At 45.0% G+C, this 15650-nt stretch carries 17 protein-coding genes and 1 pseudogene; 13 read left to right on the top strand and 5 right to left on the bottom strand.

Going from position 1 to position 15650, the window contains the following annotated elements; translation table 11 throughout:
• Positions 1 to 213 precede the first annotated feature (213 nt).
• The 3 genes from QGG23_08130 to QGG23_08120 all read right to left on the bottom strand — a co-directional run bounded on the left by QGG23_08130 (position 214) and on the right by QGG23_08120 (position 1887).
• The gene (locus QGG23_08130; GenBank protein ID MDP6049383.1) at positions 214 to 840 is read right to left on the bottom strand and encodes a collagen-like protein; all 627 of its coding nucleotides are present in this window, start codon (positions 838 to 840) and stop codon (positions 214 to 216) included.
• Between the two features lie 92 nt (positions 841 to 932).
• Positions 933 to 1394, bottom strand: a complete 462-nt coding sequence (locus QGG23_08125; protein ID MDP6049382.1) for a DinB family protein — start codon at positions 1392 to 1394, stop codon at positions 933 to 935.
• 187 nt (positions 1395 to 1581) lie between these two features.
• Entirely contained in the window at positions 1582 to 1887 is a 306-nt protein-coding gene (locus QGG23_08120) for a winged helix-turn-helix domain-containing protein (protein ID MDP6049381.1), read from the bottom strand.
• 137 nt (positions 1888 to 2024) lie between these two features.
• On the opposite strand from QGG23_08120, the gene QGG23_08115 reads away from it, so the two are divergent.
• Positions 2025 to 3101, top strand: a complete 1077-nt coding sequence (locus QGG23_08115; protein ID MDP6049380.1) for a hypothetical protein — start codon at positions 2025 to 2027, stop codon at positions 3099 to 3101.
• Between the two features lie 38 nt (positions 3102 to 3139).
• Here QGG23_08115 and QGG23_08110 read toward each other — a convergent pair whose 3' ends face one another.
• The gene (locus QGG23_08110; protein ID MDP6049379.1) at positions 3140 to 3979 is read right to left on the bottom strand and encodes a tRNA-dihydrouridine synthase family protein; all 840 of its coding nucleotides are present in this window, start codon (positions 3977 to 3979) and stop codon (positions 3140 to 3142) included.
• A gap of 277 nt (positions 3980 to 4256) precedes the next feature.
• Between QGG23_08110 and QGG23_08105 the strand changes: the two genes are divergently transcribed.
• The 10 genes and pseudogenes from QGG23_08105 (at position 4257) to fdhF (ending at position 12525) form a co-directional block, all read left to right on the top strand.
• Positions 4257 to 4583 (top strand): hypothetical protein, encoded by a 327-nt coding sequence (locus QGG23_08105; GenBank protein MDP6049378.1) that lies wholly within the window; start codon positions 4257 to 4259, stop codon positions 4581 to 4583.
• A gap of 703 nt (positions 4584 to 5286) precedes the next feature.
• Positions 5287 to 6003: an amino acid racemase gene (locus QGG23_08100; GenBank protein ID MDP6049377.1), complete on the top strand. Its 717-nt coding sequence runs from the start codon at positions 5287 to 5289 to the stop codon at positions 6001 to 6003.
• Between the two features lie 608 nt (positions 6004 to 6611).
• A complete protein-coding gene (locus tag QGG23_08095; protein ID MDP6049376.1) occupies positions 6612 to 6938 on the top strand; it encodes a hypothetical protein in 327 nt (108 codons plus the stop codon).
• Positions 6939 to 6966: 28 nt separating this feature from the next.
• Positions 6967 to 7530, top strand: a complete 564-nt coding sequence (locus tag QGG23_08090; GenBank protein MDP6049375.1) for a TATA-box-binding protein — start codon at positions 6967 to 6969, stop codon at positions 7528 to 7530.
• A gap of 20 nt (positions 7531 to 7550) precedes the next feature.
• Positions 7551 to 7913, top strand: a complete 363-nt coding sequence (locus QGG23_08085; GenBank protein ID MDP6049374.1) for a transcriptional regulator — start codon at positions 7551 to 7553, stop codon at positions 7911 to 7913.
• Between the two features lie 20 nt (positions 7914 to 7933).
• A complete protein-coding gene (locus tag QGG23_08080; GenBank protein MDP6049373.1) occupies positions 7934 to 8920 on the top strand; it encodes a signal peptidase I in 987 nt (328 codons plus the stop codon).
• A 472-nt stretch (positions 8921 to 9392) separates the two neighbouring features.
• A complete protein-coding gene (locus QGG23_08075; GenBank protein ID MDP6049372.1) occupies positions 9393 to 9623 on the top strand; it encodes a hypothetical protein in 231 nt (76 codons plus the stop codon).
• Between the two features lie 14 nt (positions 9624 to 9637).
• Positions 9638 to 9865 (top strand): annotated as a pseudogene (locus tag QGG23_08070) (heterodisulfide reductase-related iron-sulfur binding cluster).
• A gap of 102 nt (positions 9866 to 9967) precedes the next feature.
• Positions 9968 to 10510: a heterodisulfide reductase-related iron-sulfur binding cluster gene (locus QGG23_08065; GenBank protein MDP6049371.1), complete on the top strand. Its 543-nt coding sequence runs from the start codon at positions 9968 to 9970 to the stop codon at positions 10508 to 10510.
• Entirely contained in the window at positions 10507 to 12525 is a 2019-nt protein-coding gene (fdhF, locus tag QGG23_08060) for a formate dehydrogenase subunit alpha (protein ID MDP6049370.1), read from the top strand. The genes QGG23_08065 and fdhF overlap by 4 nt, the downstream gene beginning before the upstream one ends.
• 35 nt (positions 12526 to 12560) lie before the next feature.
• Here fdhF and QGG23_08055 read toward each other — a convergent pair whose 3' ends face one another.
• The gene (locus tag QGG23_08055; protein MDP6049369.1) at positions 12561 to 12710 is read right to left on the bottom strand and encodes a hypothetical protein; all 150 of its coding nucleotides are present in this window, start codon (positions 12708 to 12710) and stop codon (positions 12561 to 12563) included.
• Positions 12711 to 12802: 92 nt separating this feature from the next.
• On the opposite strand from QGG23_08055, the gene QGG23_08050 reads away from it, so the two are divergent.
• Positions 12803 to 14176 carry an FAD-dependent oxidoreductase gene (locus tag QGG23_08050; protein ID MDP6049368.1) on the top strand — a complete coding sequence of 458 codons (1374 nt, stop codon included), beginning with the start codon at positions 12803 to 12805 and terminating at the stop codon, positions 14174 to 14176.
• 629 nt (positions 14177 to 14805) lie between these two features.
• Positions 14806 to 15650 (top strand): dihydrodipicolinate reductase (locus tag QGG23_08045; protein MDP6049367.1); only part of this gene is annotated, 845 nt, incomplete at its 3' end.

Genomic DNA, 15650 nt, shown 5'->3' with positions numbered 1-15650 from the left:
TTGAGCCTCAACTCATAAAGACACCTCAGATTATTTAATGTTAACAATTAACGCTAAACATAATACACCGGTACCATGGTACTACCACTATTCTGAGACAAATATGAGACCCGCAGAGCGAGCGGTCGTTCGTGCACCCCGTCGTCCGTTATGTGTGTGTGTGGGGGGTTAAAATTAAACCCCTACACATACAACTACGTGCTTAATATTAGACTACTTTAGAATCTGATTTATCCTAACATAGATCTTGTCTGCATACCTCGCACGAACTCTAATCGTATAAACGCCAGTTCCAAAAGCATAATCGGTAGAACCCACAAGCTTTCCCTGTGCAGACGTTTGAAAAAATAGCGAAGCATCGCCATTTCTAATATCGTCTTGTGTTATGATTCCCTCGTAAATTCTTATCCGCGACCGCGCAGAACTGGAAGAAGAGGCAGACCACCAATCTACCATCCATAACCCCATTTCATTGTTAATTGTGAAAGTTTCAAACACGTCTATTGTTTCTGTGGTGATATCTTCATCATGTATAAGAAGCGTTCTTTCCCAATGCCCAGAAAATTTTCCCGGTAGTCCAATCTCTCCTTGATCCCCCTTTAAACCCCTAGACCCTTGTAATCCGGCTAAACCAGTTTCTCCCCGTAACCCTTGGTCTCCTGGTATCCCTTGAGCTCCTTGGTCTCCTGGTATCCCTTGTGTACCCTGAGCTCCTTCAGGACCACGTAACGCATCCTGAATCATTGGGATACTCATAATAAGTCCAGAAACAACGAGAATTGCAATTATAGCCGAAATAAGCGAAGTAACACCAATGGTTTTCCAATCAATATCCGACATGAATAATAGTTACATTACTCATTTCTTAAAACTTGAGTGATAGGCATTCATCTACATCTTTAAAGACTAAAACATATTTTTCCATACGCGCTCTATGTTTTCATCGAAACCTTTGTTTTTTCTCTTTGCCGTTTTCTGATTCCCCTTATGTAAGCGATCTGTCCTTTATGATGAGCAATCTCAGATAGATGAGAGAATAACCCGATCTTACGTTTTACCCTTCGTCCCCATAGATCTATTTCAACTTCTAGATCTGATGATGATAAACCATCCAAACCTCCTATGACCGCTTTTTTTCCGTTCTCTAGATCACTAAAGAGTTTTTTAGACGAATGAAGTGTTCCCTCGTAATTCTTTGGCCAATTATTAGGTAGATAATTTGGGTCTCCCTTCATTCTACTTGGTAACGAGACATTGCATATCCTAGAAATATGTGTGAGTATCCCCCGAATGGTATTAGCTTCTTCAGTTGGTTGCCAGTCTAATTCGTCTTCAGTTATATCTGAAATAGTGTTCTCAAATAGTTTGAATACATACTCAACATGCTCTTTCATTACTTGAAAATCCGCGCCACACGCATAATGGACCGCCATCCCTAGAAGTTATGAAATGATCTATTTATCATTTCATGCGTGAATAAAAAATGACTCACCAAAGTGAGCATGCCCGTAAACACTCATATCCTAAGGCCTGTAATTAAAACTACCAAACTTCGCTAACATATCTCCCGCAAATGGGATGTCACTGCTTTGCTTTTCTGTCCAGATATCCCACGATCTTGCCCTCACTAGCAAGAGCAAAACTGGGGCTGTCACCTTCCCCAATTCGCTCAATACAAAAACCGTGTTCCAGTGTTCTTAGATGCCAATCAAGGACCTTGGCATCAATACCCAACTCTTTCTCGAACTCCCCAATTGTGGTGAGTCCTTTCTCCATGAGTCTGAGGATGTCCCTTCTAATATGGTGCTGGATGGCCCGCATGTATCGCCTGTGCCTATCCTTTGTGTCCTCCATGGTATCGGAGAGAGTCCTGCTCTTCACTGGCATAGAACCACGTTAAGATGGGATATTCATTAAAGCCGCCTGTTTTTAAACTCTCCCTGTATGCAAGTTATGAGGGTCCCTAATGGGGTGTTGGGTGACCCTAAGCCCTTTAGGAGATAACCCGTCTATCCCTTTTCAGGATGAAGATCAATACCGTGGAGGGTCCTATAAAATCAGAGGATTTAGGGATCACCCTTTCCCATGAACATATGATAGCCAATTTCACAAACTGGTGGACTCCACCCCAGGAAACCTCGAAAATCCCATTTATTGATGCCGAGATTACCTTGGAAAACATCTCAGAGCTTCGTAGAAATAATGGGGTTATAAAAGACAATTACACGCTTGACGATGTTGATTTGGCCATCGAGGAGCTCAAGCCCTTCAAAAAAAGTGGGGGACAGAGCATCATTGAACTAACCCTTCCTGGCGCCGGAAGAGATGTGCTAGCCATGAAACGGATCTCAGAAGCTACAGGTATAGCAATAGTCTGTGGTACAGGCTGGTACGTTGAGAGCACGCATCCACCTTTAGTTAAGAAGAAGAGTGTTGAAGAATTAGCTGAGATAATGATAGAGGAACTAGTGGAAGGCATAGGTGACACCGGGATTAGAGCGGGCATCATAGGCGAGATCGGATGTAGCTATCCTTTTCATCCAGATGAGGCGAAGGTTTTGCAGGCAGTCGCCAGAGCCCAAACGGTCACTGGGGCGTGTGTCAGCATCCACTGCCCATCTGAGGAATGGAGACGAAGATATAAAAAATATCAGAGAGACGGTCAGAGATATCTGGATATCATCGAGAAAGAGGGGGGGAATCTAGAGAGGGTTATAATGCTACACATGGATCATTATAACAGGGAAAAGAAGCCACAGCTGGGGCTAAATGTCGAATACAATCGAAAAATATTGGAAAGGGGAGTGACCATTGCATATGACGCTTTTGGTAGATATCAACGATTCACCCCTGACGGTATGAGTTCGCCTACAGACAGAGAGAGGATAGCGGCGATCGTGGAGCTATGTGACCAAGGGTATGATGGAAAAATAGTAATATCCCAGGATGTATTCCTGAAGAAACACCTAACTCGATACGGTGGGCAGGGCTACGCATTTATTCTCGATTTCATCGTTCCTGCTCTCAAATTTTCTGAGGTATCGGATAAAGGGATAAGGAATATATTAGAGGAGAACCCAAAGCGACTTTTATCCTTCTAACATAGTGTGTGTGGGTGAATAATTATATCCGCTACTCCTCAATACCGGGGGTGTGTTTTTCCCACTACCTTCAGGAACCTGGACCGAAACGTTTCTGAGCCCCTTATTTCCGCATAGATATCATCATACTCTCGCATTAGATCACCAATTGTAGGGACCTGTTTAGGCGGATCATTGACCCCCAACTCGTTCTTGAGATAATCAAATATCGCGGAATTCCTTAACGCTGGACGTCCCATCATCACCCCGCTAACCCCCATCTTTATCAACGTTTGAACCATCTTAGGAGTCTCTATACTTCCATTGGCGACGACAGGGATTCCTCTTGCAGCCTCGACACACTCCGGATAAACCGAGTTATCTTCCTTCGCATCAGATCCTTGAGCCGCATGCTTGGCGTGGACAACAAAAAAGTCCGGATCCACACCTCTTAGATTGTTTAGATAGATCTTGTTCGCCTTTTCCTTTCTGTTCAGGCCGAGTCTAATCTTGACAGAGACCGGGTATCCATAATCTCTTATTAATGATACTAGTCGCGCCGTTTTCGCACCCCTTTTAACCATGGCTGCGCCCTTGCCTTGCCTGATGACGTCCCTGCTGGGGCAACTAAGATTCAGGTTGAACCCCTTAAAGCCATCGAAAGGCTTGAAATCAGTCAGGAAACGGTTCAGTTTTCCCTCGTTGCCGGATAGTATCTGGATCTGGACAGGAGTGGAGTCCCTTATCTTGATCTTTTCAAGGGAGCCTCGGTTCCTGTTCAGAAAGCTTTCCACGTGAGCCATCTCCGTGAATGTCAGGTCAGCGCCATGGTTATGGCAGAGGGTGCGGAACACGCTATCTGTGTAGCGTTCCAGGGGGGCGAGCATGAACTCGAGCAAGGCGTGAGATAGATCAACTCGATGAATAAAAATATGGATTAGTAAACGATTCCTTGGAAACAGCAAAAAAAGCTAATTTTTACCCAAACATTAAGTTTAGATAAATCAACATTGATTTAATTTGTCCATTGATAAAGTTAAGGACCTAATTCGAGATTTCGCTCAGAATTCAAATTTTAATAAATCTTAAGCGGGACCAAAATCTAATGGAGAAGATATTATTTGACTCATTTAGCACTTTTATGAGAATCAGAATAATCTTGCCCATTATTTCCTAATGGTAGCGTCTATTACTGAAACGAAACTCATTGTACGTGCTGAGAATGCACAGGCTTTGATGATTTATATCGATAAGGTATATCTTAATGGCCTTTATTCCGTGGTTGATATTGAAATTTGCCGGGATATTCTTAACACCTATCCCTTTGTTAAGGAACTAGGTCCCAAACAAGAAAGCATTCCTGAGGTCTTAACTTCAGTTAATGATTATGTTAGAGATAGTTTAATGGGAAACTATCTCGATTATGTAAGAAAATTTACTTTGCCCGAGGAGCTTGTAGACGACCTTACAAGAAAAATAACGCGTGTGAATGCATCCATGTAGAAACTGCTTGGTTATATTTTCTATAATGTTCTCGGCCTCATCCTGACTTTGGGTTATTTAGTCCTTTTTCGTTAAGTGATCTGAAGCTGCCCTTAACGTTGTATACAAATTATGTTGCTCACTGTTTAGGGTTTTGTACCTATGACAGGTTGGATTGGCGATTAGACATCACGTAAAGGGAGGAAGTTTGAGAAAAGTTTACTGCGTTTTGCAGTGGTTTGGTTCCTGATGATCCCGGTCTTTTAGTATATCCTTTCTATTATTTTGGTCGGCGGATCAGAGGAAAGAATCCTACCTTGGATCTCACAGAAGATACCTTGAGTTCTTCAACACCTTATATTACCAAACCGGTAATTTTCCAGTTACTTTCGATATTGTATCTCGTGAGATGAGCACATTTGAAGAGTGCTAAGGGCGGAGCTTGAAAAGACGATGTTGGTGTTTTAGTATGAATCTCTAAGATTCCATTTACCTGAGGGTATATTGTACCGCCCTAATTTTGTGTTACCTAAATATAAAATCAAGTTAAAAACAGTATTGCTTGAGTCTTATGGAATTTGGGTATTGCCTGAAAACCGAAAGACCAGTTAGAAGAAAATATGGGGAAGAAAAACAATTCCATACTGTAATTAATACGTGCACGTGCGATTGCTAAATGTGAAGTACTCCCGTTTATACATTTATCGAAAGGTGGAGTATAAGCATGGGTGAGAAGGTAATCGGTATTCTTGGTGGAATGGGCCCCGAGGCAACGGCAGAACTCTTCTACCGTATAGTGAATGCCACACCCGTGGAGAGAGACCAGGACCATCCCAGGACTATCATCTACAGCAACTCTAAAGTCCCCGACAGGACCTCTGCGATCACAAAGAATGGTGAGAGCCCTATGCCCGAGATGCTCATGGCAGCAAGAAGCCTGGAGAGAGCAGGTGCTGACTTCCTCATCATCCCTTGCAACACCGCTCACTTCTTCATCGATGACCTGAGAAAACTGCTCGGGATCCCGGTACTCCATATGATCGAACTGACTGTGAGGCACTTAACCAGTGAGTATCCGGATACAAGGTCTGTTGGGCTTATCGCAACGGATGGTACCATCAAGAGTGGAATATATGAGAAATTTGTTGATATGGCTGGAATTGAGGTTCTGGTTCCAACGATCGAGCTCCAGCGCCGCGTGATGGATGCTATATACCGACATATCAAGAAGGGAGACTTGGACACAGGTCGGAGTTTAACATTGGATGTGACCCAGGACCTCTTAGGGCGTGATGTTGACCTTGTTATCTGCGGATGCACTGAGATTTCATTGGTCCTAAAGAATGGGGATATAGCGGTGCCTGTGGTTGATCCTTTGCAGATCCTGGCAGAAATAGCCGTTAGGGTTGGTAGAGGGGAGCTGGAGCCAAGAGTAGTCTAGGGAAACGCGCGCGGGCATTTCCAATGAAGTTCCTCTTCGGGATGACTCCTCCTCCCCTTGTGGTGGATAACCTAGAATTTTCCCAGATATCATGCACGTTCCAAGGTTTTCTTTGGAATATAAAAAAAGGACAATGTCTATCTCTGCTCGTTCATAAAATCTTCTGAGCTGATTAGGAGGCCCTCATGGGTAAGAAAGATCTCCAAGATGGGGTGAGCAAGAGCTCAAATGTTGGCTGTCCATGAGTTTGAAAGGGATCATTATATAGTTGAAATCTGTGAAACTGAACTCTTCTCAGAGAAGGGTCTCTATGGATGTGAAAAGTCCAAGTGCCTCCTGACTTTAGGTTGTGGAGCGTTTAAGCGACGCCATCGATCAACTTTAAGACAACCCCCGAGGAGATTAGTTGGTCTTTCTTAATATTTAGGAATATTAGGACATTCGCGTTTTTCATATCCGAGAAATCCTATAATATAGGGTTCTTCATCAGGATGGGTGGAAGTTACTGGAATGGATTTAATGGGTTCCCGGGTCATCCCATAAGTTTTCATGCGTACCTATTTTTTATAGTATTTAAATAGAGGGTTTTTTCTTATATATGGAATGCCATGAAATTTGTTCATCTTAAGACGTTGAGAGACCTTATTATGCTTGTAGCATCGTCTCCATCGATGAACGTTATACAGCATCTCCAGAATGGAGAGTTCCATCTATATTTCATCATCGGTGGCACGTTGAATGAAATTTTTCTGTATTTCGTGAGGGAGGCGGAGGCAATCGAAGGTAAATTCGTCACATATAACTCCTATACGGGGGAGATCGGATCCAGCGAAAAGGTGGCCAAGGAGCCAAATCAAAACTCATTCCCTCTTGTGGAGATTGAGAACCAGGATCTTTTACCTGATGACCTGCTCTCCAAGGTGAACAACCTTTGAACCTGAATTATTACATAATTGTAGTGTGATATATTTGACTGAAAAAATTGATATTAGTATTGAGAACGTTGTAGCATCTGCTTCGCTAGACCAGAAAATAGATCTACTAGCTATTATGAAAGTATTCAGGAACGTTGAGTACAGGCCGAAACAATTTCCAGGGCTCGTTTTCAGGTTAAAGAGACCGAAGACGGCTACACTTATCTTTGGTTCAGGGAAGATGGTCTGCACCGGTGCTAAGTCGGAAAAGATGGCCCGGAGCGCTGTAAATAAGGTCGTACGGGAGCTAAAAAGTGACGGGATTATCATTTTGAGTAAGCCCAGCATAGTGATCCAGAACATTGTAGCGTCTGCTAATCTCCATGGAAAAATCGACCTAGAGATGGCTGCAGATATCATGGACAATGTTATGTATGAGCCTGAGCAGTTCCCTGGTCTTATTTACAGGATGGGTATTCCCAAGGTGGTTATGCTTCTCTTCGCTAGCGGAAAGCTTGTCTGCACAGGAGCAAAACATGAAAATATGGTAAAGGAAGCAGTCTTTAAACTCCATGGCATCCTGGAGGAAGACGAGCTCCTCTACTATGATTAAATCATGGACGAGATTGAAAATTGCCCCAGAAAAACGATCTAGAGCGCAAGGCCATACAACTTGTGTTTGAGGCAGGTCCCGAAGGTTTACTTCAAAGCGACATGTGGAAGAGTCTAGGTGTGACTAGCCGTGAGGGGTCGAGGCTCGCTTTAAAGTTCGAGGAGAAGGGAGCTATTGAGCGAAGTAAAGTCCTAAACAAGGGGAGATGGACCTACAAGTTATTCACAAAGATGAAACTTGTAACCATCAAATCTATCAAGAGTTGTCCTTGTATTGTATGTGAGGCCTTAAACAAGTGCTTTGATGGTGGCCAGGTCTCTCCTCTTACTTGTCAACTGTTAACTCTATGGATGAATCCAATCCCAGTTGAACAAGACGTCTAATTTATTAAGACGGGAAAAAATTGGAAGGCTGGAAAGAATATCTGAAATATATCATTTTCTTCGTGATCTTAGCCGGTTTAGCCCTTGGTGGTATGCAGTTCCTCAAGTCTAACCTGAAAACCAAGTATCCCATCATGGTTGTGGTCTCTCAGAGCATGGTCCCTACACTGGGGGTTGGGGATTTCATATTGGTGGAGAAAATAGATGACTTCGAGGCTGTGGTCGCTGAATCAATGCCCGAGGGAGAAATTCTAGTATTCCTAAGGTCTAGTTCAACTAACGAATATATTGTCCATAGGGCTGTGGATAAGTTTTTTTTGAATGGAGCATGGCAATATGTCACTAAAGGCGATAATAATAAGGTTCAAGATAGGCGATCAGTGAGCGAGACTAGAGTCGTGGGCAAGGTCATAGGTAGGATCCCTGTGCTGGGCTATTTCCCTTTGTTTATAAAGACTTCCAGAGGTTTCCTCCTTATTACCGGACTCATGGCGCTGGTGTTTTTCGCGGATTTTTTTTTGCCTGAAATGAGAATAAAAAAAGCTGGTGGACATTTCCCTTTTCTATCATTGATCCCCTTCCTCATTGCACCCCTTACACTCGCGTTATTTATGACGAGGCCTGACAACCACCTAGAATATGAGAGGTTTGCTCTGGCTGCGTGGTATATAGGCTGCCTGGTCGCGCCCCTCGCATTTGATGACGATGATATGGGGATGATGTTATGGTTGTATCATTTTGTACTGGTGATGATTCCCCTAATCAACGATATGGTCTGGTGGATGACTCAGATTACCCCTAGCAACTGGTGGCGTGTCTCCGGGAGCACGGTACCCCTTACCTGGTTATTCAGGGGGGAAACGCCTTTTTTCTTTGAGGCTTTTAACAGGATCACGCTTCTTTTGGTTCCGGGTTGCTTGTTGTTTTTTGTGATCACGGCTCTGAAGCGGAGGGGGGTATTTCCCCTAACCGAGATCAGCGCAAGGCTGCGTCGCTATCTCTGGTAGAAATTAACTAAGATCGGATGCTTTGTGGTTCGTGCCGCACCCGTTAGCATTTCATAATCTTTATCTTCTAAGAAGCGTATCTACGGCTTCTTGAAAAAATTCTCAAGTGCAGATAGTTTGTTGTAGGCATAATTAATTTCATCATGATTCGCGCGCGATAAGAGTAAATAACGCCGTTCCCAAATGGATCCTGTTTAACTTGGTCATTCGTGTTAACTATGATGCCGATGATAACCTTTCGATTGAAAAAGTCTCGGAAATATGTTTGAAATGCGGCGTTTGTTGCGTGGTGAAGGAGCACGCCTGCCACGCACAGCTTGACAGCCAATTCCATCCTCAATACACATACGTCTATGATTGTCTCGGTGCCGAATCACCTTCTTATAACCCAAATATATGGCTCTGTGTCTCTTGTCACAAATGTGAGGAGCTATGCCCCTATGGGGTCTCTCCGATCCGTTTTATAGAGTCTATGAAGGCCAAGGCATTTGAAGAGGGGCTGGCGCATCCGGTTATTTTTGGTGAGGTAACAAACGTGGTTTCCACTGCTTTCGCGTTTCCCCTTACAGCCTCTTCCAGGCGTCATCGCCAGCAGATGGGTCTGAGCCCTCTTGACGAATCGGGAGCAGATGACTTGAAAAAGATCGCTGATAAAACTGGGCTTTCAATTAAGATTCGTCAATATAGGGGGAAAAAACAGTAAAATATAGCTTCTTTAAAGGCTGCTTCTTACCAGTGAGGCTACCCCACATTGAAAAGGTCTCCGTTAGAGTGCTTGGGGAATTGGGGGTGGAGCTCCAGGAGACAAAGGGATTCAGCTGTTGCCCTGAGCCTGTGGGCTTTCTCTCTAACGATAAGTTTGCAGGTATGGTAATTGCCGCTCGGAATATCTCTCTTGCCGAAGAGGAAGGGCTCGATATAATCACCCTTTGCAACGGGTGTACATACTCCCTCAGACATGTTAATCATGCCCTGAAGGAGGACGAAGAGGCGAGGGAGAAGGTCAACGAGGTTCTCAGTGATACCAATCACCAGTTTAAAGGGACTGTGGAGGTTAAGCACTTTGCATCTGTGCTTGTGGATGACCTGGGACTACATCGGGTTACTGGCAAAATTGAGAGACCTCTAAAGGGTCTTACAGTTGCTGGTCATACTGGCTGTCACATTGTCAGCCCCCCTGAGATTATGGCATTCGACGACCCCTTCGATCCTCAGGTGCTAGACTCAATGGTTACTGCATTAGGCTCGGCACCTGCTAATTTTGATCTCAAAACTCTCTGTTGCGGCTGGACCCTTACCAATTACGGGGATAAAGACGGGGCGGACAAACTTCTCAGCGCCAAGCTCGAGGCTATGTACAACGCCAGGTCTGACTGCATCACCGTAATTTGCCCCCAGTGCTTCTATCAGTTCGACATGGGACAACTCCTTACCTCCCGAAGGCTTGGGCTCGAGTTCAAAGTGCCTGTCATGTTTTATCTTCAGCTCTTGGGTTTGGCTATGGGGTACACCTTTGAGGAAATAGGTCTCAAGCGCCACAGGACAATGTCATCCGGGTTCAAAGAAAAGATTCTGGAGGTCCTCAGATGAAGATCCCAACTGTCTGTATCTATTGTGGGACCGGCTGCAGGCTTTTCCTCATGATCCGAAACAGGAAGGTGGTAAAAGTCCTCCCCCATCAGGACGGCCCTGGAGAGGGGAAGCTCTGCATCAAGGGGTGGAGCGCCCACGAGTTTGTCCACCATCCAGACAGATTGAAGACTCCCTTAATTAGAGAAGAACATGGCTTTAGGGAGGCAACTTGGGAAGAAGCTCTCGAAAAGGTCTCAAATGAACTTAGGGAAGCCAGAGATAATCACGGGAGCGACTCTCTTGCATTCCTGTCGTCAGCGAAGGCCACCAACGAGGAGAACTATCTGATGCAGAAACTGGCCAGGGCAACTGTTGGGACCAATAATATTGACCATTGCGCTAGACTATGCCACGCTAGTACAGTTACAGGTCTAATATCCTCTTTTGGAAGCGGTGCAATGACCAACTCTCAGGAGGACATCGAGGAGGCCGACGTTATCTTCGTTATAGGGTCCAACACTTCTGAGCAGCATCCGCTCATCTCGAGACGAATGATTAGTGCAACGAAGAAGGGGACCAAGATCATAGTAGCGGACCCCCGAGAGATAGACCTAACAGCCCATGCCGTGCTCCACCTCAAGCATAGGCCTGGGTCCGATGTAGCTCTCTTGAACGGGATGATGAGTGTGATCCTTGAAGAAGGCCTTCAAAACAATGATTTCATTGACGCCCGCACGGAAGGGTTTCAAGAATTTAGGAAGCGGGTTGAAGGCTACTCCCCTGAACGCATAGAGAGGATAACAGGGGTGCCCATGAAAGAGATTCAGGAGGCGGCAAGGCTGTTCGGGGAAGCTAATAAAGCCTCCATCTTTTTTGGCATGGGTATTACACAGCATATCACCGGCGTTGAAAATGTTCTCTCGACAACCAATCTAGCCATGCTAACAGGAAACGTGGGGAGACCCGGAACAGGTGTCAATCCTCTAAGAGGCCAGAATAACGTCCAAGGTGCATCTGACATTGGATGCCTCCCGAGTTACCTGCCGGGATATGTAAGAGTTAAGGGTGATGCAAGGAGGGAGCGATTCGAGGAGGTATGGGGCTGCACTCTACCAAGGAAAAATGGGCTCACCCTCATGGAGATGATTGACGAGTGCGGCGACGGTATCCACGCCATGTTCATTATGGGGGAGAATCCAATGCTTTCTGACCCAGACACCAATCACGTTAGAAAACAACTCAAGAAACTTGACTTCCTTTTAGTTTCTGAACTTTTCATGAGCGAAACTGCGGAACTTGCGGATGTGGTTCTTCCCGCAGCTAGTTTCGCAGAAAAAGACGGGACTTTTACAGCAACTGACAGGCGAATTCAGATGGTAAGGAAGGCTATTGATCCTGTTGGCGACAGTCGCCCCGATTGGGTGATAATCTCTGAAATATCTACGCGGTTGGGATTCCTGATGAACTACGGATCCACAACTGAGATCATGGATGAAATCGCGAGTTTGGGTGGTATATATGGAGGGATCAGCCATGAGAGGCTGCAGAAAGAGGACCTTCGATGGCCATGCCCCACTAAGAGTCACCCTGGGACCAGAATCCTTCATCGGGATGAGTTTAGCCGGGGGCTCGGAAAGTTCCATACTGTAGAATACAAGCCTCCTGCAGAGGCGCCAGACGAAGAATATCCATTCATATTAACTACAGGGAGACTTCTCCATCACTGGCACACTGGGACCATGACTAGGCGGTCTGAGACATTGACGGGACAGGGAAACGAGGCTTTTATGGAGATTAATCCATCTGATGCTGATAAGATTGGGTTAGGCAACGATGAACGTGTCTTGGTCTCAAGTAGACGGGGTAAAATATCCCTAAAAGCCATGGTTACAGAGAAAATACTAGAAGGCGTCGTTTTCATACCATTCCACTATGCTGAGGCTGCCGCTAACGTCCTTACGAACTCCGCGGTTGACCCTTTAGCGAAGATACCCGAACTCAAAATTTGTGCAGTAAAACTGGAGCGTGCCTGAACTTGCTCTGGTTTAGGACGATCTGGTCTTTTTCTCTAGGAATCTGCCCCGCATATCTCAGCCTCAAGGAGCTTGACGATTCCCATTACCTTGATTCTATCAAAGTGATCCTTTCTTAGCTTCATATTGCAGTAGGGACATGAGGTCAGCAGTATATCCGCATCTGTTGAGATCAATTTGTTCATCCTGAACTAATTTATCATTTTTCGCCTCTTTATTCTAAGATACTAGAAAGCATTAAAAATCGCCAGCGGTGAAAAAGAGGGGATTACAAACAATGGGTGAAAATAAGAACCCGGAGTTACACAAAATCGTGATAATTGGCCTTGGAACGGGTGGCCTCTATTCTTCAAGAGCTGCCACACGATTTAATCGGAAAGTCAAGGTCACGATTATAGAGAGGCGTGAATACGACATGTTCTCCCCCTGTGGGTTACCCTATGCGATTGGAGGGCTTGTCGAAAGCTTCGAAGATCTTAAACACAGTGTCCCTTCTACTAGGCGGCTCAAGAAATTACTTAGACACAACGCTATCTCCATTGACACGGAGGAAAAAAAGGTCCAGGTAGAGAATCTGGCAACTGGAGAAAAGAAATGGATTGACTATGATTCCCTTATCTTGTCCACAGGGAGCCAACCCCTTATCTTACCCATACCCGGGGCCAAAGAGTTATTGGGCCGCGGAGTACATGTGGTCACTAATCCTGAAAACGCGAAAGAGCTTAAAAACGTGGCTTGTAAATCCAAGAGAGCCGTGGTTGTAGGCGGAGGCGCTATAGGTCTAGAGATTGCCTTCGCTTTAAAAGAACTGGGATTAGATATCTACGTCACCAAAAGAAGTCCTCCCCCCTTCCCTCGGAACTTGGATCCAGATATGGGGAAGATTATCAGCGAAGCCCTGGACGCACACGGGCTACACATCCTCTTTGGGAAGGGGATCGACTCAGTTAACGGCACAGATCAAGTAGAGTCAGTAACAATTGCAGGCGAGACCATACCTACAGATATCGTGGTGATGGCAGTTGGCGTCAAGCCATTCTCTGCTCTTGGGGTGGATGCAGGTCTTGAAACCGAGAGAGGGGCTCTTCTAGTAGATGAAAGGATGGAAACCAGTGTCAAAGACGTCTACGCTATAGGAGATTGTGCCCAGTCGTTCAGCGGCATAGATGGAAAACCCTCATATATCGCCCTAGCCACGACCGCCTTCAAACAGGCGGCTGTTGCCGGCGTGAATGCTGCTGGAGGGAACATGGTCTTTGGTGGCAACATTGGCACTTTTGTTTCCTTCATCGGGAATTTGGAGGTCTCCACCACCGGGTATAACTCAGCTACTGCTGAGAGAAATGGCTTTAAGGTGATAACTGGCAGGGCGAACATGTTGAATAAACCCAGCTGGATACCGGGGGCTAAGAACATCTCTGTGAAGCTGGTGATAGATGCAAAAACAGGGAGGCTCCTCGGCGGTCAAGCAATTGGCGAAGAGGGCGCAGCCTGGAGGATGAACATCGTGGCCTTAGCAATCAATCAACGGATGACAATACAGGAATTTTGCACCATTGAGCTTGCCTACGTCCCTGTGCTATCTGAGGTCTACGATCCCTTATTGGTCGCGGCTGATATAGCAATAAGGCGATTCTCCAGGGCTCGATAGTCCGAAAACACCCCATTCATTTCTCCTAGTAAATTGAAACATTCAATATATGTTATGTTCCATCACTCATTATGAGTGCATGAATAGGTTTTATTTGGTTTCAGTGAACCTTATTGCATTGATATATTCGCGTACTGTTAATATTAGTTCAAAATATTGATGATGAAATAATTTTAATGGGATTTTCTCAATCCGCGTGCCTAAAATTGTTATTTATTATCAGGTTATACCTTTGAAAAAATAAACCGCTTTTTTATTATTTTAGCTTAAAACTGTACACATATGCAGTAATAATAAATTAAATCTAAGCGCGTTCATCAACGCCTTATTCCAAAGTTTATTTAGCACATTAAAATCTTGAAGGGGTGCGCATTGTTTTCCTATTAGCTCTTCTATAGTTTCCAAGTAGGAGGATAATATAAAAGGTCGGTTAGGCGATGGTATTAGAAAGTTGTTTCTATATTTGTCATGTCCAAGAACCAGTCTATTATTCTATTTCTAGAAAGTTTTCCAATAACTCTTGGCTAAATTGCGCGCCTAATAATGCGTTGGATTTTATACGTGCACTATCCGTACATACTTAAGATAGATTAATATCTCTTTAAAGAAAGGTATGGACGATTTGTACAATGGGTAATCCTAACAAACAGGGTAAGACTGAGCTTAAGCCGGTCAAAGTCGTGTCATATGGGATCGGTGTAATTGGGAGGCGGTTGGCGAGACACCTGCTCACTAAGAAAGGCGTGGAGATTGTAGGGGCCATCGATATCAATCCCGAAATCATAGGCAAAGACCTCGGGGAGGTCCTTGATGTCGATAAGCTGGGGGTCACCATTTCCAATGACACTGATAAGGTCTTGTCCACCATAAAACCAGATATCGTCTGCCATACAACCTTATCCTACTTGAAACAAACCCACGATCAATTCGTCCAGATACTTAATCATGGAGTGAATATCGTCTCCACCTGTGAGGAGTTAGCCTACCCCTACGCTACAAAAGAGGGAGGAGCGTACGCCAAGAAGCTTGATAAGGTGGCAAAGGAGAACGGAGTCACGTTGTTAGGGACGGGCATCAATCCAGGGTTCCTTATGGATACACTCCCCATTTTCCTAACGGGTGTTTGCACTAGAGTCGACGACATCTCCATAAAAAGGCAGATGGATGCTGCCACACGTAGGGTTCCCTTTCAGAAAAAGATCGGTGCAGGGCTCAGCGTAAATGTATTCAGAGATAAAATCGCTACTCGTGAGATAACAGGCCACGTCGGGCTTGAGCAGTCTATTCAAATGATCGCTGACGCTGTAGGCTGGGAATTGGATGAGATAAAGGTTAACCAGGTTCAACCAGTCGTCCTAGACTATGATGCTGCAAGCGATGCCATTGATGTTCCCAAGGGACACAACGCTGGCTCAATGCAGATGGCCTACGGGATGCGGGGGGGAAAGCCCCTCATAACTATGGACTTTAAAGC

This window comes from Candidatus Bathyarchaeota archaeon (assembly GCA_030739585.1).
In the GTDB taxonomy this organism is placed as follows: Archaea; Thermoproteota; Bathyarchaeia; order TCS64; family TCS64.
This window is presented reverse-complemented; position numbering and strand designations above follow the sequence as displayed.